Here is a 22,989-nt window from a genome sequence, read left to right on the forward strand (position 1 = left end):
TTTGTGGCCGCGCCTACGGCCGCCTCCCGCGGCGGCATGTGCGGCTCCCCGTGGTACCATGCCCTTGGACTATTCGCCTGCGGGAATCGCAGGAGGCTTGAGTAAGGAGAGCCCATGGCCGGAATCAACATGCAGCAGCTCATGAAGCAGGCCCAGCAGATGCAGAAGAAGCTCGCCGAGGCCCAGGAGAGCATGAACGAGGTCACCGTTGACGCCAGCGCCGGCGGCGGCATGGTCAAGGTGACCGTGGACGGCAACATGCAGCTCCAGTCCGTCACCATCGACCCCGACGCTCTCGATCCCGAGGACGTTGACATGCTCCAGGACATGATCGTGGCGGCCGTGAACGAGGCCTACCGCGGCGTGGCCGAGATCGCCAACAAGCGTATGAGCGCCGCCACCGGCGGCATGGGCACAGGCATGCCCGGCATGCCTTTTTAGCATCTGTTGAACTTGAGGCAGAGCGTGCATTTTGGAGTCCGTCCCCAAAATGCACGCGGCTCTCTTTGTGCAAATTGGAGTCCGTCCCCAAGATGCACGCTCCGGACGCATGCCGCTGTGGAACGATTTTGGATTGAAGCATGAGTGCCGATCGCAGTCTTCAAATACTCCTTGACGAGCTGGGACGCCTGCCGGGTATTGGCCCCAAAAGTGCCCAGCGCATCGCCTACCATCTGCTCGAAGCCGACGCCGAGGAGGCGCGCCGCCTGGCCGATGCCATCCTCATGGTCAAGAGCGAAGTGCATTTTTGCAGTCGGTGCTTCAATTACGCTACCGACGACGAGTGCGCCATCTGCGAGGACATGTCCCGTGAACGCGACCGGATCTGCGTGGTGGGCGAGCCCCGCGACGTGACCGCCATCGAGCGGACGGGCAGCTACCGCGGCCTCTACCACGTGCTCGGCGGTGTGATTAGCCCCATGGACAAGATCGGCCCCGAGCAGCTGCATGTGCGCGAGCTCCTCGCTCGCCTGGGGAGTGAGGACATCGGAGAGGTCATCATCGCCACGAACCCCAACATCGAGGGCGAGACCACGGCGAGCTACCTCGCGCGCACCATCAAGCCGCTGGGGATCACCGTCACGCGCCTGGCCAGCGGCTTGCCCGTGGGCGGCGACCTCGAGTACGCCGACGAGCTCACCTTGGGCCGCGCTATCGAGGCCCGCCGGGCGTTGTAGAAGTGGGCTAATCGTTGTCGCGTGCAGGGAGTCGGGCATTGGGAGGCACAAAATGTCCGGATGCGCACGCCGCACACGCCAAGACGACTTTCTGGAAGTCCAATCTGCGGGCATCCATCCAAAAACCCGCTATACGTGCGCCCGCGCTTTGGCGTGGATACGGTGTCGATCTGCGGTGCCGGGCGGCTTTGCGGCGCTTCGATGTTCCAAGTACGTTCAATTTTTGGCTTACCCTGAGTACGGAATGAGTGTGGCCTATCAAAAGCGCAGGTAGAGGTGTCGCCTTAAACGGGCCGAGTTCCGGTGACAGCCAAATTGAACGTACTTAGCAGCAAGCGATACGAAAGTCCTCGAGATTTCACGTGCAGGGTCTGCTTGACGGGTGCAGTTTTTCGTGCAGGCACCTGGCCATGCCCGCCCCGATCGATGCTTGGCGCGGCCATGCTAAAAGGGCGTATTCCAGCTGGTGAATAGGCGGTATCGCAGGTTGGTTTCCATCTGGTGCATGCGGGCATCCAGAACCGGGGGCTTGGTGCCCAGCAAATGGGCAATATGGGCGCAGACGGCGTGGTACTTCTCTGGATTGAAGAGCTGGTCATAGGTAAGGGGCAGGACTTCGATCCCCATGGTTTGCAATGCGGCCATTCTGTCCGAATCCGAGATGAAGGACTCGTATCGGTCATGGACCAGACCACTTTGACACTCAATATCCAGCGGACGCCCCGAGGTGGTGTTTTCGAAAAAGAGGTCTCCGTAACAGCAGCGGACTCGTCCCGAGAGGAGACGTGCGTCGCTAGTGAGCTTAATTTCCTTGTTGTTCTCGAGCCCCTTGAACCCTTGGCCTCCGAGTTTTGGCGGCAGCGAAAGTAACATAGTGGCTTGCACCTCAAAGGGAGACGCGCATATTCCGGTGACCAGCTTGGCGCAGCGAGCGAAGCGCGCTCCGCAACGATACGTGCGCACTTCGTTGGCAAAGGAGGAGAGCTCCTCGATTGCAACAAGAGGCCTGCGGCTCCAGAGTCCGCTTGGCCTGCCGTCGGCTTTCTTAACGGGCCGCCATTCTTCGAAGAAACGTGCGCCCGCCGAGCGTGCCGTTTCGAGTGCGGCGCACAACTCCTCGGTGGGTGCGAAAAGCGAAAACGTACCGCACAGCTCATACATTGCCATGAGGAGACGCACATCGGAAACATGCGGAATGCGGGCGAGTGTCAGAAGGGTCATGAGGGGCGAGGTGACTTGGAGGTCAGAGCCGTAGTTCTCGATTGCCCCAAAGGGGAGATCGCCAAGCCAGAGCTGGTCTTTGAGGTTCTTTGCGCCGGAACAGGCGGATCGTGTTTGACGCAGGCAGTAGAGCGGTGGCTGGATTAAAGTCCGGAACAAGGATTCTTTGAGGACGGTGCGCCAGCATGCAGGTGCGCCAATGAAGGGGACGCTGGGCAGCAGGGCGCGGTATTGCGGCGGAATGCGATGCAGCGCAAAGGCGGTTGGCCCGCTCAATATCTGGTCCATCAGTCGGTTCCCTCCCAGCTTGCATTCAAGTACGTTCAATAATGTGGTTGGATTGGATATACCCAGAATGAATGAGCTCTCTATCTGGGGTTTTGACAAATTATCTGCTTCTGTTCTCGAGGCATTGGCCAAATTGAACGTACTTAGGTGAATCACCGGAATTAGTCGTCGGCATTAATCGCCGAAAGATGCGCGAGTGCGAGCCCAGACAGATCAGGGAGCGCGCTGTCCGGAGCGGCGGCAGTGCTTGGGGATGATTGTGGGGCGTGGTCGTTCGCGCGGTAACGCTGGCCTTTGGGCCGAAGCGCGCAAGGGCGTGCGGAGGTGCCGTCGAGGTAGGGTGGCGGCACATGCCGGCAACAGAACGCGGCGGACGATGATGGTGGAGTACGACCGCGAGGGCGGCACATTGAGCAAGCCGGTGTCGATGGCACGAGGTTCATCATTGATGAGATGCTGCGTAGTCCAGTATATCTACCTGCGAAAACATACGTTCGCCGACTCAACTAGATTGTGCTTTTAGGACTCATAATCGGGGGTACAATGGTCCTACATGCGCATCCCGCGTGGCGATATGTCATGCCGCGCGAGTGCATGGTGCGATCTTCCGAGGCAGCTGCTCGGTTCCGTCCGCCATGCGAGCATACCGGGAGTCGCAGTGACTCCCGGCGCCTTATATACCTAGTCGAGAGGAGAGGGGTATATGGCAGATCGTAAGTTCAAGTCTATGGACGGCAACGAGGCCGCCGCGTACGTTTCGTACGCGTACACCGAAGTGGCGGGTATTTACCCGATCACGCCGTCCAGCCCCATGGCCGACCATGTCGACCAGTGGGCGGCTCAGGGCATGAAGAACATCTTCGGTACGCCCGTGAACGTGGTTGAGATGGAGTCTGAGGCTGGCGCTGCCGGCGCCGTCCATGGTTCTCTGGGAGCTGGTGCCCTCACCACCACCTACACGGCGTCCCAGGGTCTCCTGCTCATGATCCCGAACATGTACAAGATCGCGGGTGAGGGCCTGCCGAGCGTCTTCCACGTTTCGGCCCGTACCGTCGCCACCCACGCGCTCAACATCTTCGGCGATCACTCCGACGTCATGGCCTGCCGCCAAACCGGCTTTGCCATGCTCGCCGAGGGCAACGTCCAGGAGGTCATGGACCTTTCGCCCGTCGCCCACCTTGCCGCTCTCACCGGCAAGACGCCGTTCCTCAACTTCTTCGATGGCTTCCGCACCTCGCATGAGATCCAGAAGGTCGCCGTGTGGGATTACGAGGACCTCAAGGACATGTGCGACATGGAGGCCGTTCAGGCCTTCCGCGATCACGCACTCAACCCGGAGCACCCCACCGCTCGCGGCTCCCATGAGAACGGCGATATCTTCTTCCAGCACCGCGAGGCCTGCAACGGCACCTACAACGCGCTGCCGGCCATCGTCCAGTCCTACATGGACAAGGTGAACGCCAAGCTCGGTACCAGCTACCATCTGTTCGACTACTACGGCGCCGACGACGCCGACCGCGTGGTCGTCTGCATGGGTTCCTTCTGCGACACCCTCGAGGAAGTCATCGATTACCTGAACGCCCACGGTGAGAAGGTCGGCCTGGTCAAGGTTCGTCTGTACCGTCCGTGGTCCGTTGAGGACTTCGTGGCCGCCCTGCCCGCGACCGTCAAGAAGATCGCCGTGCTCGACCGCACCAAGGAACCCGGCTCCATTGGCGAGCCGCTCTACCAGGACGTCGTCTCCGCGCTGTACGAGGCGGGCCGCTCCGACCTCGTGGTGACCGGCGGCCGTTACGGCCTCGGTTCCAAGGACGAGCCGCCGGCGGCTGCCTTCGCCGTGTTCGAGGACCTCAAGTCCGATACGCCCAAGCGCGAGTTCACCATCGGCATCGAGGACGATCTTACCCACCTGTCTCTGCCCATGGACCCGGATGCCCCCAACACGGCGGCTGAGGGCACCATCGAGTGCAAGTTCTGGGGCCTTGGCGGCGACGGCACCGTTGGCGCCAACAAGAACTCGATCAAGATCATCGGCGACCACACGGACAAGTACGTCCAGGCCTACTTCCAGTACGACTCCAAGAAGACCGGTGGCGTCACCATTTCGCACCTGCGTTTTGGCGATTCCCCGATCCGTTCCCCGTACTACGTGACCAAGGCCGACTTTGTGGCTTGCCACAACCCGAGCTACATCATCAAGGGCTTCAAGATGGTCCGCGACGTCAAGCCCGGCGGCACCTTCCTGGTCAACTGCCAGTGGACGCCCGAGGAGTTCGCCTCCCATATGCCGGCGAATGCCAAGCGCTACATCGCCAAGAACAACATCAACGTCTACCTGATCGACGCCATCGACCTGGCCGCCAAGGTGGGCATGGGCAAGCGCACCAACACCGTGCTTCAGTCCGCGTTCTTCGCGCTGGCCGGCGTTCTGCCGCAGGAGGAGGCGCTCCAGTACATGAAGGACGCCGCCACCAAGTCCTACGCTAAGAAGGGCCAGGCTATCGTCGACGCCAACCACAAGGCCATCGACGCCGGCGCGACCGCGTTCGTGAAGTTCGATGTTCCCGCCGACTGGGCCGACGCCACCGACGAGGCTCCTGCCGAGGTCCTCACCGATGCCGAGAAGACGGCAATCGCCAAGCAGGTCAAGGAGCTCATGGAGCCCATCGCCCGCATGGACGGCGACTCCCTGACCGTCTCCGCCTTCAAGGATTGCGCCGACGGCCAGTTCGAGCTGGGCGCCTCCGCATACGAGAAGCGCGGCGTCGCCGTTATGGTCCCGCATTGGGACGAGACCAAGTGCATCCAGTGCAACCAGTGCGCCTACGTGTGTCCGCATGCCACCATCCGTCCGTTCGCGCTCAACGCGGACGAGGTCGCCGAGGCCCCCGAGACCATGCGCATGCTGGATGTGAAGATCCCCAAGGACACCGGTTACAAGTTCGCCATCGCCGTCAGCCCGCTCGACTGCATGGGCTGCACCAACTGCGCCAAGGTCTGCCCCAAGGACGCGCTCACCATGGTTCCCGCCGAGGGCGAGCTCGTCGAGCAGAAGACCTTCGACTACTGCGTGGCCAACGTCGCCGAGAAGCCCGAGCTCGTGGGCAACAACGTCAAGTCCAGCCAGTTCAAGCAGCCCCTGCTTGAGTTCTCCGGCTCCTGCGCCGGCTGCGCCGAGACCGCGTACGCCCGCCTGGTGACCCAGGTCTGCGGCGACCGCATGTTCATCTCCAACGCCACCGGCTGCTCCTCCATTTGGGGCAACCCCGCCGCGACCTCCCCGTTCTGCACCGATGCGAACGGTCACGGCCCGGCTTGGAACAACTCCCTGTTCGAGGACAACGCCGAGCATGGTCTCGGTCTCGAGCTCGGCTACAAGGCCGTCCAGGGCAAGCTCGTCGCCGCGTGCGAGGAGATGTTCGGCTGCGACAAGGCTTCCGATGAGCTGAAGGCCGCCGCCCAGGCTTGGATGGACGCTCGCAACGATGTTGAGGGCTCCAAGACCACCGCTGCCGCGCTGATCGCCGAGTGCGAGAAGTCCGATTGCGACAAGGCCAAGGAGATCCTGGCCGACAAGGCGTACCTCACCAAGAAGTCCTTCTGGATCTTCGGCGGCGACGGCTGGGCCTACGACATCGGCTTCGGCGGCCTGGATCATGTCCTCGCCTCTGGCAACAACGTCAACGTCTTCGTGTTCGACACCGAGGTGTACTCCAACACCGGCGGCCAAGCCTCCAAGGCCTCTAACCTGGGCCAGGTCGCCCAGTTCGCCGCCGCGGGCAAGAACATCAAGAAGAAGAGCCTCGCCGAGATCGCGATGAGCTACGGCTACGTGTACGTGGCGCAGGTCGCCATGGGCGCCAACCCGGCCCAGACCCTCAAGGCCATCCACGAGGCCGAGGCCTACGACGGCCCGTCCATCATCATCGGCTACAGCCCCTGCGAGATGCACTCCATCAAGAAGGGCGGCATGCAGAACTGCCAGGCCGAGATGAAGAAGGCCGTGGATTGCGGTTACTGGAACCTCTTCCGCTACAACCCGGCTGCCCCCGAGGGCAAGAAGTTCGCCCTCGACTCCAAGGAGCCGGCTGGCGGTTATCGCGACTTCCTCATGAACGAGGCGCGCTACGCCAGCCTGACGCGTTCCTTCCCGGAGCGTGCCGAGGAGCTGTTTGCCGAGAACGAGGCCGCTGCCATGGATCGCTACCAGCATCTGGTCAAGCTCAAGACGCTCTACAACGAGTAGTCGCCTAAAACGGGCTGTAAGCCGCAGCGCATAGCGCCTGATGCGCCCCCGTCGGATTCATTTCCGGCGGGGGCGTTTGCATGGGCGTTGGAAAACACAGTTCCCAGCGTGATGGAAATGCGCGATACAAGTCATCACCTCGAGAAAGGGACGGGTGCTAATCTGAGGTGCGAAGTGCATGGTGCGGGGGTGCTTGGCATGAGGCGCTTGGTATGAAGTACTTGCAGCGAAGCGCAAGTCACGAGAAATGAAGTCTCGGCGTTGCCACGGAAAAGGCGAGTTCCGCGAGAGTTAACTCTCGCGGCGGGTTTTTGTCGTTTTGTCCGGATTGCCGCCTCGAGAGTTAACTCTCGAGGCAGCCGAGTGGAGGCGGGCCATAACTTGAAATGCCCAAACGCGTGTCGAACAGGATGCTGCGCATGGCGAGGTGCCTGATGGAAAAGCGTAGTAATTCGACCATAATCGAGATGGAAAACGCAAGAAAAAACGACAAAAACGTGATGTAAAAGCGTAAACCTGCTGGTTGTGGTGGGTATCTAGTTTCACACCTTAGCTCTGCCAGAAGTCGACGATGAGGTCCTCGCGGTTTTTGGTGCCGGTCTTCTTGACGAGGTTGTGCACGTGGGACTTGATGGTTCCCACGGCGAGCACGAGCTCGTCGGCGATCTCCTGGTTGGTCTTCTTCATGACGACGAGGCTCAGGACCTCGGCCTCCCGCTCGGACAGCCCGTGCTCCATGCGGTACCTCGGCATGATGGTGTCGATGTGGCGCTCGATGTCGGGGACGTTCTCGATTTCGGGGGCCTCCTGGATGCGGATGGAGAGCACGTGGTAGATGTGGCGCAGCAGCAGAAGGGCCGCGAAGACGAGCAGCACGTTCTCCGTGAAGTTGCGCTCGGAGAGGTACAGCGGCAGCCAGGTCTCGCCGTCGCTCGGCGGCATGACGAGGATGACGAGCGTGTCCTCAAGGATGATAAGGCCGACAAGCGTGAGGACGACTCGCAGCGGCTTGCGGAACTTAGCGAGCTGTGCTTTGAGTTCGGGGGAGGCCTCGTGCTTATAGCTCCAAATGGCATAGAGCAGGGTTCCAAAGGAGAACGCCTGCCGCAGCGTGTAGTACAGCCATTGGCGTACGGGACCCTCGGGCATGAGGAATATGACCACGAGGTTCGCTATTGAGAGCATGATGACCGGCCATGCGAACAAACGCTTGGAGTGCTTGTCGAGCACGTTGAGGATGAGAAGCCAAACGAACGCATTGAGGATGATGCTCACAGCGGTGCGAAGCACGGGCATCGAGATGGCGTAGTACTCGTCCATGGGGAACGGCTGGTTCTGAGAGATGTACTCGTGGAAGAAGATCTCGGTCAGCTCGATCGCGCAGCAGACGAAGGCACCGGTGCTAAAGAAGAACAGCCGCCGGCGCGTTGACGCCAACGCGGCAAACGAGAACACGGCAGTGACGATGCACAGGGTGAGCATCGCAATCGTGTAGAAGAAAAACAGGCTGTTCATACTCAGTCCCTCCCAAATCTTGGCCAGTATACATACTACCCAAACGGGAAAGAGCAAGTTTAGCCGTCCGACCTGCGGCTCTTCTACCTGCGGTTTATTGGGGTTTATTCTCTTATGCGGTTGAAATGGCCCAGTGAGCGGCAAAACATGCATCAAAAAGTGATCGCGGGCCCCACGTCCAAGATTCGCCGTGCGAGGCGTCGACCGTTCAGGGAGCCGTTCGCGGATTCGGCGAACGGTGCCACGAGACTCCGTCGGCGAGGGGATCGGGTCGTCGGATGCTGGCGGGATGACCGTCCTCAACCGGAGTTGGAGCCGGTTTAATTCCCCGAGCGGCATATCAACTCGAATAAACTCGCCAATCGCACAAGCTCGTCCAAAGATGAAGTCACGGAACGAGGCGGGGCGCGCAAGATGCCCCGCGTAGCAAAGTCGGCGCCAAGACGGCGGACGGCGGAGAGGACGAGCAATGGCTATGCCCAAGGACTTTATCGACACCAATGAGTTCACCAAGGAGCAGATCCTGGCGATCGAGGACCTCGGCCTCGCTATGAAGAAGGCCATCAAGGTCGACGGCTACTATCCCCACCTGCTCCGCAACAAGACCCTCGGCATGATCTTCCAGCAGGTGTCCACCCGCACCCGTCTCTCCTTCGAGACGGCTATGACCGACCTCGGCGGTCACGCCCAGTTCTACGGCCCGGGCTCCATCCAGCTCGGTGGCCATGAGTCCCTGGGCGACACCGCCCGCGTCATGGGCTCGCTGCTCGACATCATGATGGCCCGCGTGGACCGCCACAAGGACGTCGTCGGCCTCGCCGAGGGCTCCGCGGTGCCCGTCATCAACGGCATGTCCGAGTTCAACCACCCCACGCAGGAGATGGGCGACCTCATGACCATGCTCGAGAACCTGCCCGAGGGCAAGAAGATCGAGGACTGTACCCTCGCCTTCATCGGCGACGCCACCCAGGTCTGCCTCTCCCTCATGTTCATCTGCTCCAAGATCGGCATGAAGTTCGTGCAGTTCGGGCCCAAGGGTCACCAGATCTGCGACGGCGCCCTGCACGTGGGCACCGAGGAGGAGCGCGCCGAGTTCGGCAAGAAGCTCATGGAGATCGGCGAGGAGAACTGCAAGGTCTCCGGTGGCTCCATCGTGATCTCCGATGACATCGAGTGCATCAAGGGCGCCGACTTCATCTACACCGACGTGTGGTACGGCCTGTACGACGAGGAGGTCGAGGGCGAGAACTACATGGACGTCTTCTACCCCAAGTACCAGGTCACCATGGACATGATGAACTTCGCCGGCCCGAACTCCAAGTTCATGCACTGCCTGCCGGCCACCCGCAACGAGGAGGTCACCGACGAGGTCATGGACGACCCCGAGCGCTCCCTGTGCTGGGTTGAGGCCGAGAACCGCAAGCACTCCATCCGCGCCCTGCTCGCCACGCTCGGCGCCCGCACCCCGCTCAATGACGATGACGTCGAGTACTCCGCCAAGGCCGAGCTGCACGCCGCCCTCGACAAGATCTGCGAGCTGCAGGCCTAAGTCCTCTCTTTGCGGGCGGCGGATGCTCGTCTCCTGCCGCCCGCCTGCCTATCATTGACTGAGCTAAAGGAATACCAATGAGCGAATCAAAGAAGAAGCTCTCCTTTTTGACCGTTATCGCCACCGTCATCTGCGTCGTCTTCGTCTGCGAGGCCGCCGCCCCCGCGGCCGCCATCGGCAACCAGCAGTTCTTTTGGTGGATCTTTTTGGTCATCACCTTCCTGCTGCCCTACGGCATGATCGTCGCCGAGCTGGGAACCACCTACGACGGTGAGGGCGGCATCTACGACTGGGTGCGCGAGGGCCTGGGCGACAAATGGGGCGCCCGTATCTCGTACTACTACTGGATCAACTATCCCTTCTGGATCGCCTCCCTGGCGACCATGTTCCCCGACATCTTGGGCATGGTGTTCCACGTCGAGTTCTCTCTGGTCGCCAAGATCGCAATCGACCTCGGCTTCGTATGGCTGGTCTATCTGATGGGCCGCTCCAAGGTCGCCGACTCCGAGTGGGTCTTGAACGGCGGCGCCATCATCAAGGTCGCCGTCGCGGTCGCCGTGGGCGCCCTGGGCATCTGGTACGCCATGGAGAACGGTTTCGCCTCCGACATGAGCCCGCATACCTTCCTGCCCGAGCTCACCAACGCCAACGCGCTCAGCTACCTGTCCGTGATCATTTTCAACTTCATGGGCTTCGAGGTCATCTGCACCATGACCGATGACATGGCCGATCCCAAGAAGGACATCCCCAAGGCGATCATCGTCGGCGGCCTGTCCATCGCGGCCATCTACCTCTTCGCCGGCTTCGGTATCGGTGCGGCGGTCCCGGCCAGCCAGATCGACCCCGACTACGGCATGATCTACGCGCTGCAGACGATGGTCGGCGACTCCCCGATCTTCAAGATCATCTGCATCGCCTTCCTCGTCACCCTGTTCGCCAACATGGCCGCCTGGTCCTTCGGCGTCAACTCCGTCGCCCGCTATGCCGCGGAGCACGGCAACATGCCCAAGATCTTTGCGTCCATGATCTCCAAGGACGACATGCCCAATGGCGCCAACCTCGTCAATGCCATCGTGGCCTCCCTCGTCCTGTGCCTGCAGCTCGTCCCGATCCCGGCGATCTCCGAGGGAATCTTCTGGATGCTCTTCGGCACCTCCGTCGTGTTCCTGCTGCTCACCTACATCCCGATGTTCCCGGCCTTCCTCAAGCTGCGCCGTGTCGACCCGAACCGCGAGCGCGTCTTCAGCTTCCCCTTCAAGGGCGCCATGATGAAGATCGCCATCGCCGTCCCCTGCATCGAGCTCATCCTGGCCATCGTCGCGACCATCGTGCCGCTCAGCGCCGCCGAGTTCGAGAGCAAGATCCCGATGCTGATCATCTTCCTCGTCCTGCTGGGTGTCGGCGAGATCTTCCGCGTCGTCTCCTCCAAGGGCCGTGAGGTCGAGTACAGGGGCCTGACCCCGGAGCTAGCCGCCCAGCGCCTCGCCGAGGAGGCCGAGGAGAACTAAAGCGCCTCATCTTGGGGCTCCAACTCTCCTCGCGTACCGTAGTGCGCTTCGTCGAGCTTGTCGCTCCCAACATGAGGCGCTCTAGCCTCCTCGGAGAAAAGAGGACTAGGGCACCCCACCTATACAGGTAGTTTCGCGCGGGGTGACCCGCCTCGCGCACAAGGTTGTACGAATATGGAGGTTCACAATGCGTACGATCTACGAATCCGACTCCACGCCTGCGGCCGATGGCTTCTTCATGCCGGCGGAGTTCGCTCCGCAGGACCGCGTGTGGATGGGCTGGCCCCACCGCACCGACACCTGGGCCCACGGCGCCAAACCCGCCCAGAGACAGTACGCCGCCATCGCCCGCGCCATCGCCGAGTTCACCCCGGTCACCATGTGCGCCAACCAGGCCGACTACGCCAACTGCAAGGCCGTCTTCGAGGACGACGAGAACGTCACCGTCATCGAGATGACCACCGACGACGCCTGGTTCCGCGACACCGCCGCCACCTACGTCATCGACGGCAAAGGTGAGAAGCGCGCCTGTCATTGGCACTTCAACGCCTACGGCGGCCTCATCGACGGCCTGTACTTCCCGTGGGACAAGGACGAACAGATCGCCCTCAAGATGGCCGAGCTCTCCGGCTGCCGTCGCTATCGCCCCGACGACATGATCCTCGAGGGCGGCTCCATCACCGTCGACGGCGAGGGCACCCTCGTCGTGACCGACCAGTGTCTGCTGTCCCCCGGCCGCACCTGCTCCGCGGTGCTCGAGGAGGAAGAGGACCCCGAGTCAATCTGGCCCAAGTTCAAGAAGAAGTTCGAGCCCTGGAGCGAGGAGCTTCGCGCCTACATGGACGAGCACCTCAAGGATTACCTCGGCGTCGAGAAGGTCATCTGGGTCAAGGAGGGCATCGACCCCGAGGAGACCAACGGCCACATCGATGACGTCGCCACGTTCATCGCCCCGGGCGTCATGGCCTGCATCTGGACCGACGATCCCGAGTACCCCTTCTATGAGCAGTGCCACGCCGCCTACGAGACCCTCTCCAACGCGGTCGACGCCAAGGGCCGCAAGATGAAAGTCTACAAGCTCCCCATGCCCGTCAACCCGCTGTTCATGGACCAGGCCTCCTGCGACACCATCGACGCCGACGAGAACGCCGAGCCGCGCGTCGCCGACGAGCCGCTGATCGCCTCCTACATGAACTACCTCGTGACCAATCACGGCGTCATCGTTCCGCAGTACGGCGATGAGAACGACGCCCTGGCCGTCGAGACCCTCCAGAAGATCTACGACGAGGTTTGGGGCGAGGGCGTCTATAAGTGCGTCGGCGTCCAGTCCGAGCAGGTCGTCTACGGTGGCGGCAACATCCACTGCATCACGCAGCAGGAGCCCTCTGCGTAATGGGCCGCTCCGCCTGATCACGCTTTTCCGCGGAGCGGAAGCGCCCCGTTCACCATGTGCTTCCCTTCGTCATCTCCCGAAGGCCGCCCGGCCCCGTCTCCAAGCCGGGCGGCCACATCTCTTGCGGGGGCGCCCAATCTCGTGTGCGGGTGCCCCGTTTGCTCCACTGTGATAACAGGTGCGCATATTCTTGTTCATTCTTGTATAGAAATGCATAGACAAGCTAAATCTGCAGGATTGATATACAAGAGGCGCAAGGGCCTGACATTTGGTCAATGTGATGAGATTATGCCTATAAGCTCGTTATTAACGCTTATCGCCAATAATCGTCCGTTCACCAAGACAACTAAAAACAAAGGTCCTTTCAGTGGCACATTGAGGGTATATTGCATAAAGTAAGCCTGCTGGTGAATATTAGAACCGGCGCCCTACGTTAGAAAAGAGGCAGTTATGTCCAAGCCTTACGGCAAGCCCGACCGCATTGTCGTGGCTCTTGGTGGCAACGCCCTTGGCGACACTCCCGCCGAGCAGATCGAGAAGGTCAACCACGCCGCCCACGCCCTTTTGGGCCTCATCGAGCAGGGCAATGAGATCATCATCACCCACGGCAACGGCCCGCAGGTTGGCATGATCCAGAACGCCTTCGCCGCCGCGCACGACGCCATCGGCACCCCCTCCATGGACCTGCCCGAGTGCGGCGCCATGTCTCAGGGCTACATCGGCTACCACCTGCAGCAGGGCATCGGCCGCGAGATGCACAAGCGCTATAAGCGTTGGCACGCCGCCACCGTCGTCACCCAGATCGAGTGCGATCCCGACGATCCCGCGTTCGTCAACCCGACCAAGCCGATCGGCCCCTTCTACACCGAGGAGCAGGCCAAGGAGATCATGGCGGAGAATCCGGACATGACGTTCGTTGAGGACTCCGGCCGCGGCTGGCGTCGCGTTGTGGCTTCCCCGGAGCCCAAGAAGATCGTCGAGGCCGACTCCATCCTCAACCTCCTCGACAACGAGTTCATCGTCATCGCCTGCGGTGGCGGCGGCATTCCCGTCGTCCGCGACTACAACAACAAGGGCTGCTACAAGGGCGTTGCCGCCGTCATCGACAAGGACATGGGCGGCGAGCTCCTCGCCGAGGACTGCTCCGCCGACGTTCTGTTCCTGCTGACCGCCGTCGAGCACGTCGCCATCAACTTTGGCAAGCCCAACCAGGAGGAGCTCGAGGAGCTCACCGCCGACGAGGCCGAGCGCCTGGCCGATGAGGGTCAGTTCGGCAAGGGCTCCATGGAGCCCAAGGTCCGCGCCGCCATCAAGTTCGCGCGCTCCCGCAAGGGCCGCACCTGCATCATCGGTGCCCTCGACAAGGCCGCCGAGACCATGGCCGGTCTCTCCGGCACGCGCATCACGGGCTAGATATCGGTATTCAGCGTGTCGGACGATGTCCGGCATCTGGAATTCCGATGAGCTATCGCTTTGCGTTTTCGCTCGCCGCGCTCGAGCGCCAAGCCTCGGGCGCGGCATTCCCTGGCTTGTCTCCCTGCTGGTCAAACCGCTTGCGTCCGCCTAACACGACGACGGATGCCGGGTCGGCCTCCTACATAGCCTTCCTCTCCTTTGGACGTCCCGGAAAACTGCCCCGGGGCGTCCTTTGCACGTGTCGCCACACATTGGCTGTGGGCGCCTTGAAATTGCCTATGACTACCCTGAAATTGCCTATGGTTGTCAGCCGCTTGGGCCTCTGAACCGGCAGATTGCCATAGGCAATCTCGTGAGAGACATAGTCAATCTCGTGCGGCCATAGGCACTTGTATGTTTGTGGAAGGGTGCTGACTGGATGACGCAACGAGAGGGTGGGGGGATTACACCCAAAATGACCAGCACGCTTGGGTTTGGTTGAGGATCTCCTGGATGCCCCAACGTCGTGCGGAGTTGTAGGGGCTGTTGGGGTCGAAGACCTCGACCATGCCGCGGTCGTCGATGCTGCGCAGCACGATGTAGTGACCCACGGTGGTGAAGTCGCCCGGACTGACGCTGCAGATGACGGGACGCCCGTTTGCCAAGGCGTTGGTGATGTCCCGGCGCGAGGGGTTGATGTATGCCGAGTTGATGCCGAGCATCGAGGCACCTTCAGTCATGAAGGACCACTCCGTGGCGCCGGTTGGGGCGAAATTGTTCTCGTCGGCAAACGCCGCCATGGCGCCGGGATCGAGGTCAGTTCGTCCGGTTAGGTAGATGTAGACCATGGTCAGAGATGTGGGGCCGCATGCGTTGGCGCGCACCGTTCCACCAGCGTAAGACTTGTTTGCCCAAGCGGGATCAGTTTGGTACAGGTGCGGCATGGTGCCCTGCGTCCATTCCGAGCGGGGAGTGGAGACGGCATAGGCGCCGACGCCTAACTTGTTGGGGTTGACCGCTTGGTTGGCGAGCCGTTTTTTCTCGGCGGCTGCCTCTGCTTGCGCGGCTTCTTCCGCTGCGCGCTGCTGTGCGGACGAGTAGATGGCCAGCCCTCCGCCGCCAACAAGCACGAGCGCGAGAACCGCCACGATTACGCGCGGCTGCAGAAGGCGATCGATCCAGGTTGCGCGGGCGAAGATGCGATTCGAGCGCAGATGGGGATACGAGCCGCGTGATGATTTGAAGACGGGCTGTCTGCGGCTTCCGTCAACGTAGCCATGCGAGCGGCCGCGTTTCCCGCTGAGCCCAGAGCCACGGGCGGCGCCGAAGTTGGGGTTGCGGGTGGAGCCGAAGCTGGAGCTGCGGGGGACGCCGAGATTGGAGTTGCGGGCGGCACCAGGGCCCGCGCCGCGAAATGCGCCGCGTTGCGGATGGGGGACTCTGCCATTGCGAGGTTGCTCAAGATATTCTCGCTGGGGCGCACCGCTGATACTCGAGTCTGCCTGACGTCGACGCTCGTTCACGCCGAGCGGCACTTCTCGCTGGCCGGCAAGGCGAACGGATCGCCGAGACGCATCATTTTGATGGCCCTGGTCCACAACTGCACCCCCTTACGGTATGCACGGCAATACTGCACATGGTACCAGCTCCAGGGTGGATAATCAGGCAGGATGCGCCGGCCGCGCACATGCGCCTGTCCGACACTTGTCTGGGGTTAATAAGGCGAGTCATTTCCGAATTGAAATCTGGCGGCAGTTTCAAACCGCGGTTTTCTCACATAAATGGCCTTGGTAATGTGATTTATCAACGGTTTGAAACAAACTAACCGTTTCAAACCGTTGATTCCTCACATCGTATTAAGGGGATTGCGAGTTGTTCGCATGGCTGTAGGGGAGGGACGAGGGATTCGCTGCTGAGATGCGCCTTGCCGCGGCCCGCGCGCTCGCCGATGTCGGCTGTCGTGCCTGTAACCCGCGCAGATGCGCCACGCCCACCGCGCGCCCGCTGCGCCTCTCGTCGCTGGCCGTTGCATCATCGACCGCTCGTCCCAAAAACGCGGCCGCTCGTCTGCGCCTTGCTTCCGCAAATCGAGAAGCACGCAAAACGCGCAACGGCAGGCAATATCCTCCAAGGCGTGGAAAAGGCGCGCGTGTACCTCGCGCGCAGAGGGATGGGCCCGTCCGGAACGGAGAGGCCCATAACAAAGAAAGGAGGCGTGCTATGGCGGACACCACCACTCCTGCCGCCGAACAGGGCGGCATGAAAAAGACGCTGTCGCTGTGGAACTTCTTCACCATTGGCTTCGGCGCCATCATCGGTACCGGCTGGGTCCTTCAGGTCGGCGACTGGATGGTCGTCGGCGGCGGCCCGGTCCCCGCTATGATCGCATTCCTCTTGGGCGCTATCGCGTTGGTGCCCATTGGAGCGGTGTTTGGCGAGCTTACCGCCGCCATCCCGGTTTCCGGCGGTATCGTGGAGTACGTCGACCGCACCTTCGGTCGCACGGCATCCTACATCACCGGTTGGTTCCTGGCCCTGGGCAACGGCATCCTGTGCCCGTGGGAGGCGATCGCCATCTCCACGCTCGTGTCCGACATGTTCGGCAGCCTGCCCGGCCTCGAGTGGCTTCGCGCCGTCAAGCTCTACACCATCCTCGGTGCGGACGTGTACCTGTTCCCGACGCTGATCGCGCTCGCCTTCGCAGGCTACGTGGTCTTCCTCAACTTTCGCGGTGCCAGCTCCGCGGCCAAGCTCCAGGCCTTCCTCACCAAGGCCCTGCTCTGCGGCATGCTGCTCGCCATGGGCGTCTCCATCGTGACCGGCTCCCCGAGCAACGCCATGCCCGTCTTCTCCCAGGTGTCCGGCGCCGGCGGCGGCGTCGCCGCGACCGAGTCCACGAACCTGCTCGCGGGCATCGTCTCGGTCCTGGTCCTGACCCCGTTCTTCTACGCGGGCTTCGACACCATTCCCCAGCAGGCCGAGGAGGCCGCTGAGGGCCTGAACTGGAACAAGTTCGGCAAGATCATCACCCTGGCCCTCCTGGCCGCCGGTGGTTTCTACATGGTCTGCATCTACTCCTTCGGCACCATCCTTCCCTGGGACGAGTTCGTCTCCCAGCCGGTGCCCGCGCTCGCTTGCCTGAAGAACATCAACATGATCCTGTACGTGGCCATGCTCGTCATCGCCACCCTCGGGCCCATGGGACCGATGAACTCCTTCTACGGCGCCACGAGCCGCATCATGCTCGCCATGGGCCGCAAGGGCCAGCTGCCCGAGCAGTTCGCCGAGGTCGATGAGAAGTCCGGTGCCCCGAAGCTCGCCTGCGTGGTCCTCGCCGTCATCACCATCGTCGGTCCGTTCCTGGGCAAGAACATGCTCATCCCGCTGACCAACGTGTCCGCCCTCGCGTTCATCCTCTCCTGCACCATGGTCGCCCTCGCGTGCCTGAAGATGCGCTACACCGAGCCCGACCTGCCCCGTCCCTACAAGGTCCCCGGCGGCAAGTTCGGTATCTTCCTGGCCATCCTCGCCGGCGCTATCATCATCGGCCTGCTGGTCCTGCCCTTCAGCCCGGCATCGCTCGACATGGTCGAGTGGTCCATCGTGATCGGTTGGCTGGTCGTCGGTTTCATCCTCATGTTCGTCACCAAGGCCCGCGCCAAGTAGCGAACTACCCGCAAGCGGCGGGTGACCCCACACGACGCACCCGCCGCTTTCCTCCGGGCATTCGCCCGACCTCTCCTCTCTTGTGGCATCACCCGGCCGTGCACGTACCCCGCGCGGCCGGGGGCCAATAGCCAATCCATCGTTCCAATAAGGAGGAACATCATGGGTAAGAAGTACGCAATCGTCGGAGGCAAGCTCATCGACGGTACCGGCGCCGAGCCGGTCGAGAACTCCCTGGTTCTCGTCGATGAGAACGGCAAGATCGAGTACGCTGGCGCCCACCAGGACACCCCTGAGGGCTACGAGGTCATCGACGCCGCCGGCAAGACCGTCATGCCCGGCCTCATCGACACCCACCTGCACTTCTCCGGCAACCTCACCGACGACGACACCGACTGGGTCATGCAGCCGCTGCTCGAGAAGCAGGCCGTCGCCGTCAAGCAGGCCTATGACTGTCTCACCCACGGCCTGACCACCGTGTGCGAGATCGGCCGCTTTGGCATCCAGGTTCGTGACTGCATCGAGAAGGGCGTCTTCAAGGGTCCTCGCGTCCTCGCCACCGGTCTCGGTTTCTGCCGCACCGCCGGCCACGGCGACTCCCACCACTGCAGCCAGCTCGAGAACAAAGAGTCCCATCCTTGGGGCGACCAGGTCGACGGTCCGTGGGACCTTCGCAAGGCCGTTCGCCGTCGCCTGCGCGAGAACCCCGATGCCATCAAGATCTGGGCTACCGGCGGCGGCATCTGGCGCTGGGACTCCGGTCGCGACCAGCACTACTGCTCCGAGGAGATCAAGGCCGTGATCGATGAGGCCAAGATGGTCGGCATTCCGGTGTGGAGCCACTGCTACAACAACCACGCCGCCGCGTATGACTCCGTGCGCTTTGGCTGCGAGCAGCTGATCCACGGCTTCGACATCGACGAGCGCACCATGGACCTCATGGCCGAGCAGGGCACTTTCTTCACCCCGACGATCGCCTTCCTGCCCACCTGGTACTCCACCTATCCGCCGGTCTACGTGCCCGAGCTGCACGACAAGTACGAGGGCACCCTCGTCGAGAAGGAGCTCCAGCGCAACTACGACTGCCTGCGCGAGGCCAAGAAGCGCGGCGTCGTGATGACCATCGGCTCCGACTCCTTCTCCTTCGTCACTCCTTACGGCACCTGCTCCATCGAGGAGATGTACGAGTTCGTGGACAAGATCGGCTTCACCCCGGTCGAGACCATCACCTGCGCCACCCTCAACGGCGCCAAGATGTGCCACATCGAGGACGAGACCGGTTCCCTCGAGGCCGGCAAGTGCGCCGACCTGCTCGTGGTGAACGGCGACGTCGCCGCCGACATCCACACCCTCAACGTCGACAACATGGACGTCATCATGAAGGACGGCTGGATTGTCGATCCGGGTACCTTCGGCGAGGGCAATAAGTATTCCGAGTAACGGGGGTCACTCCCATCGGGGCTCCCCGGTCCTTAGTCTTGCGCTCAGCTTCGCTGCGCTCAGAAATCGCGCAAGACTAAGGACCGGGGAGCCCCTGCGCTTACCCCGTTGCGGGGTCGGGTGGAGCGGGGGAGTTGGCGCGCCCGGCTTCGGGACTTCCGCTCTTGTAAGATGGTGAGGTGTTGTGGATGGCGCGGGCGAGAGGGAGACGCATGCAGAGACCGTTCGAGCGGCAGAACCAGACGAAGTTCTTCCGCGTTGCGCAGACCTGGGCACTGCGTGGCCTCATGCTCTGCGTGCCGATGCTGCTCGGCCTGCTCGGTCTCGAGTTCGTGAGCAATCCCAACCCGGTTCCCGCGGTCATCACCATCGCCGGCCTCGTGCTGCTGTGTTTCTTCTTCGCCTACGTGTTCGTGGCGCCGGACGACTTCTCGCTCTCGGCGACCGACCGCACGCTGGGCATCGCGAGCAAGATCTTCACCTACACGCGTCATGGCCTTACGCCCGAGGCCACGCTCGGCGCGTGCCAGATCATCCTGCCCGAAACGCTCGCCTCCGCGATCTGCGTGACGGACGGCACCGCCGTCGTGGCGAGTTGGGGCGAGGATTCCGACAGGTGCCCGTCGGGCACGCCCGTCGTGCTGCCGAGCACGTTGCGTGTGCTCGAGGAGAAGCAGATGGAGGTCTTTGCGCGGGAGACCCCCGAGCCGGGCGAGCCGCGCTTCTTCCCCCGTCTGCACGCGGGCATCACCGCCCCGCTCATCGTGCGTGATCGCTGCATGGGCACAATCGAGCTGTATTACCCGCGCTACAGCGACATCGACGCGCGGCAGACGGCGCTCGCCACCGGGTTTGCCGAGCTCATCTCCACGCAGCTCGCGAGCTTCGAGCTCGAGCGTCAGCAGGACGTGAGCGCGCGCATGGAGCTCCGCGCCCTGCAGTCTCAGGTCGACCCGCACTTCCTGTTCAACACCATCGGAACCATCGTGTCGCTCGTCCGCACCGAGCCCGAGAAGGCCCGCTCGCTGCTCATCGACTTCTCGAACTACTACCGCCAGACGCTCTCGAACTCCGACGCACTCACGACACTGCAAAACGAGTTGGGGCAGGGCATGCGTTACATCAACCTCATGCAGGCGCGTTACGGAGACGACCGCCTCAAGCTGCGTGTGGAGCTCGACCCTGCGACACTGGATAGCCGTGTGCCTCCGTTCATCTTGCAGCCGCTGTTGGAGAACTGCATCAAGCACGCCATGCGCGAGATCGAACCGCTATCCATCGTGCTTTCGTCCATCGAAACGGATGACGGCATCGAAATCGTTGTGGAGGACGATGGCATTGGCATGAGCGAGGAGACGGTCGCGTACCTGTTTGACCCCAAGCGGGCATCGGGGTCGCAGCCCAACGAGGCGGAGGGCCAGGACGGTGCCCGTCTTCGCGATGCACCCACTACGGCAGACGGGTCGCTTAAGCGCGGCGGCGGTTTGGCGCTCGCCAATGTGCTCATGCGCATCCATTTCTTCTTTGGCGACGAATCGGGCATTCGCGTGGAATCTCGGGAGGGTGTGGGCACGCGGATTATGGTCGAGCTTGTGGGCGAACCTCACGAGCCGGACGCGAGCGCAATACCTTCCGCCCGCTGACCTTGGGCAATTGCGCCGGGGCGTCGGGGCTGTTGGCGCTGCGGTAGACTTTTCGTTTGGGACTGGATTTTGGCCGTATGAGTTCGGGCGCATGCCCGGGCAGCAGAAAGGGAGTTCGCATGGCTGGGCAAAACTGGCGCGTGCTAATTGTGGATGATGAACCGCCGATTCGTGCAGAGCTCAACTACCTGCTTACGCAAGATGCTCGTGTGGGCGCGGTGGAAGAAGCGGGCGGAGCGACGGCGGCGGTTGAAAAGATCCTGTCGTTCCGTCCGGATGTGCTGTTCTTGGACATCCAGATGCCCGGCACGAGTGGCGTGCAGCTCGCCGACAGCCTGCACAACCTCAAGCACCCGCCGGCAATCGTGTTCGTAACGGCGTTTTCCGAGTACGCCGCCGAGGCATTTGAGCTCGATGCTGCCGATTACGTGCTCAAACCCGTTGAGCAGGCCCGTTTGGAGAAGGCACTCGACAAGGTTGAGGCTACCATTGCGGCACGCAAACCCGCTGCGGCTGCCGAGCCGGTCCGCCGTATTCAAGGGGAGCGTAACGGGAAACGCTCGTATATTCCCGTGGGGGAGATCGCCTACATCGAAGCAAAGGCCGATTACGCCGTTGCGCACACGCAAGTAGGGGGCTATTTGGTCAACGAATCGATATCGGTGTTGGAGCGCCGCCTGGCGTCTGAGGGCTTCCTGCGTGTGCACCGCAGCTTCCTGGTGAACATCGACGACGTTCGTGACATCGAGGTTCTCAAGCCAAGCGGCCTTATCCAACTCACGCTCGAGCGCACGGGGGCGTGCGTCCCGGTGAGTCGCCGCCGCGCCGCGGGTGTGAAGCGGCAGCTCGGTTTGGCGTAAATGCTCCTTGATGCCAGGAATCGGGCGATTTTGTAACGAATTTCCGGATGCCTTGAGTAGACGGGAAAAGTAAAGAGTTTTATCAGGGAAAACGTCGGCGTTTTAGAGGGTCTACTTGGCTCCCTTGGTTTTTCGTTACATTTTCGCCCGATTTGCGGCAGCAGCAATCGAATCGCGCTGTGCTCGTGCTGTGGCAGCCATTAGAGAACGATGTCGATGAGTTCGCGTGGGTCGTCAATCACGTAGTCGGCCCCCGCCGCCTCGAGTTCGGCGCGTCCGCGGAATCCCCAGGCAACGCCGCAAGAGCGCAAGCCGGCGTTGTGTCCACAGGCGATATCCACATTGGAGTCACCCACGTAGAGCGTGGAGGCGGGGTCGGCACTGAGCAGTTCGAGCACATGGAGCGTGATGGGGGCGGCAGGCTTGGGCGGGAACGCATCCACGCGCCCCTGCGCGACGGCGAAGCGGTCTCCAAAGTACTGGGCAACGAGCGGAGTGGTGGCGGCATGGTCCTTGTTTGAGAGGACGCCGAGCGTCACGCCGGCATCCAAGAGGGCGTCGAGCATCTCCATAATGCCGCTGTAGGGGGCCGTGCGGTCCTGCTTGTGGGCACTGTAGTACGTGCGGAACTCGGAGAGCGCCTGTTCAAAGATGCGTCCGTCCCCCGCGAACTCGGCGGGTATGAGCCGCTCGATGAGTTTGGGCTGTCCGTTGCCCACTTTGAATCGGAACTCGTCAGCGGTGAAGGTGGGCCAGCCGTGCAGCTCGCACATATGGTTGCCCGCTGCGGTGAGGTCATCGAGCGTGTTGAGCAGCGTGCCATCCAGGTCGAAGATCACGTGGGTGAATGCCATGGGCGGGCCTTCCTCTCGGTTGATTGCGCAGCCATCATAGCGCAACGTCCCGGTACCTTGGGGGATGGTGCCGGGACGTATAGGAGGGGACGGGGTTGTTGTGGGGGTCTGCGACGTCGCACCTTGGAGGGGTTGCGCGCGGCGGCGGGACGGAGCCTTGAAAGCGCGAAGCGCTTGCACCGTGTACGCGGAGGTCGATGTGCAGGGGCTCTGAGCGGGGGTGCAGCGCGGAG

General features: G+C 62.1%; 15 protein-coding genes. 11 read left to right on the top strand and 4 right to left on the bottom strand.

Translation table 11 applies throughout. The features are described from left to right. Positions 1–114: 114 nt before the first annotated feature. Positions 115–441: a YbaB/EbfC family nucleoid-associated protein gene (locus ACX9NZ_RS00455; RefSeq protein ID WP_118652842.1), complete on the top strand. Its 327-nt coding sequence runs from the start codon at positions 115–117 to the stop codon at positions 439–441. Positions 442–581: 140 nt separating this feature from the next. Then, a complete protein-coding gene (recR, locus tag ACX9NZ_RS00460) occupies positions 582–1,178 on the top strand; it encodes a recombination mediator RecR (protein ID WP_302742502.1) in 597 nt (198 codons plus the stop codon). 444 nt (positions 1,179–1,622) lie between these two features. On the opposite strand, the gene ACX9NZ_RS00465 is transcribed toward recR, so the two are convergent. Further along, complete coding sequence (locus tag ACX9NZ_RS00465; protein WP_294122742.1) at positions 1,623–2,687, bottom strand: hypothetical protein; 1,065 nt, start codon at positions 2,685–2,687, stop codon at positions 1,623–1,625. A 703-nt stretch (positions 2,688–3,390) separates the two neighbouring features. On the opposite strand from ACX9NZ_RS00465, the gene nifJ reads away from it, so the two are divergent. Then, positions 3,391–6,933 carry a pyruvate:ferredoxin (flavodoxin) oxidoreductase gene (nifJ, locus tag ACX9NZ_RS00470; protein ID WP_118652848.1) on the top strand — a complete coding sequence of 1,181 codons (3,543 nt, stop codon included), beginning with the start codon at positions 3,391–3,393 and terminating at the stop codon, positions 6,931–6,933. A gap of 549 nt (positions 6,934–7,482) precedes the next feature. On the opposite strand, the gene ACX9NZ_RS00475 is transcribed toward nifJ, so the two are convergent. Beyond that, positions 7,483–8,448 (bottom strand): helix-turn-helix domain-containing protein, encoded by a 966-nt coding sequence (locus ACX9NZ_RS00475; RefSeq protein ID WP_407496058.1) that lies wholly within the window; start codon positions 8,446–8,448, stop codon positions 7,483–7,485. Between the two features lie 469 nt (positions 8,449–8,917). Between ACX9NZ_RS00475 and ptcA the strand changes: the two genes are divergently transcribed. From ptcA to arcC, 4 genes are all read left to right on the top strand, one after another. After that, complete coding sequence (ptcA, locus tag ACX9NZ_RS00480; protein WP_302742507.1) at positions 8,918–9,997, top strand: putrescine carbamoyltransferase; 1,080 nt, start codon at positions 8,918–8,920, stop codon at positions 9,995–9,997. Between the two features lie 77 nt (positions 9,998–10,074). Continuing rightward, the gene (locus ACX9NZ_RS00485) at positions 10,075–11,505 is read left to right on the top strand and encodes an APC family permease (RefSeq protein WP_294158364.1); all 1,431 of its coding nucleotides are present in this window, start codon (positions 10,075–10,077) and stop codon (positions 11,503–11,505) included. 187 nt (positions 11,506–11,692) lie between these two features. Further along, positions 11,693–12,898, top strand: a complete 1,206-nt coding sequence (locus ACX9NZ_RS00490) for an agmatine deiminase family protein (protein WP_294158362.1) — start codon at positions 11,693–11,695, stop codon at positions 12,896–12,898. A 450-nt stretch (positions 12,899–13,348) separates the two neighbouring features. After that, positions 13,349–14,311 carry a carbamate kinase gene (gene arcC, locus ACX9NZ_RS00495; RefSeq protein ID WP_118652852.1) on the top strand — a complete coding sequence of 321 codons (963 nt, stop codon included), beginning with the start codon at positions 13,349–13,351 and terminating at the stop codon, positions 14,309–14,311. Between the two features lie 446 nt (positions 14,312–14,757). On the opposite strand, the gene ACX9NZ_RS00500 is transcribed toward arcC, so the two are convergent. Beyond that, entirely contained in the window at positions 14,758–15,891 is a 1,134-nt protein-coding gene (locus ACX9NZ_RS00500; protein WP_317440547.1) for a C39 family peptidase, read from the bottom strand. Positions 15,892–16,513: 622 nt separating this feature from the next. Between ACX9NZ_RS00500 and ACX9NZ_RS00505 the strand changes: the two genes are divergently transcribed. From ACX9NZ_RS00505 to ACX9NZ_RS00520, 4 genes are all read left to right on the top strand, one after another. Then, positions 16,514–17,959 (top strand): APC family permease, encoded by a 1,446-nt coding sequence (locus ACX9NZ_RS00505; protein ID WP_118652854.1) that lies wholly within the window; start codon positions 16,514–16,516, stop codon positions 17,957–17,959. Positions 17,960–18,121: 162 nt separating this feature from the next. Further along, positions 18,122–19,399, top strand: coding sequence for a metal-dependent hydrolase family protein (locus ACX9NZ_RS00510; RefSeq protein ID WP_118652856.1), 1,278 nt, complete (start codon positions 18,122–18,124; stop codon positions 19,397–19,399). A gap of 212 nt (positions 19,400–19,611) precedes the next feature. After that, positions 19,612–21,042: a histidine kinase gene (locus ACX9NZ_RS00515; RefSeq protein WP_294122725.1), complete on the top strand. Its 1,431-nt coding sequence runs from the start codon at positions 19,612–19,614 to the stop codon at positions 21,040–21,042. 119 nt (positions 21,043–21,161) lie between these two features. Then, entirely contained in the window at positions 21,162–21,902 is a 741-nt protein-coding gene (locus tag ACX9NZ_RS00520; RefSeq protein WP_118652860.1) for a LytR/AlgR family response regulator transcription factor, read from the top strand. 200 nt (positions 21,903–22,102) lie between these two features. Here the strand turns inward: ACX9NZ_RS00520 and ACX9NZ_RS00525 are convergent, their stop codons facing one another. Then, positions 22,103–22,756: an HAD family hydrolase gene (locus ACX9NZ_RS00525; RefSeq protein WP_118652862.1), complete on the bottom strand. Its 654-nt coding sequence runs from the start codon at positions 22,754–22,756 to the stop codon at positions 22,103–22,105. Positions 22,757–22,989: the final 233 nt, after the last annotated feature.

The sequence above is a fragment of the Collinsella sp. BM28 genome (assembly GCF_054551995.1).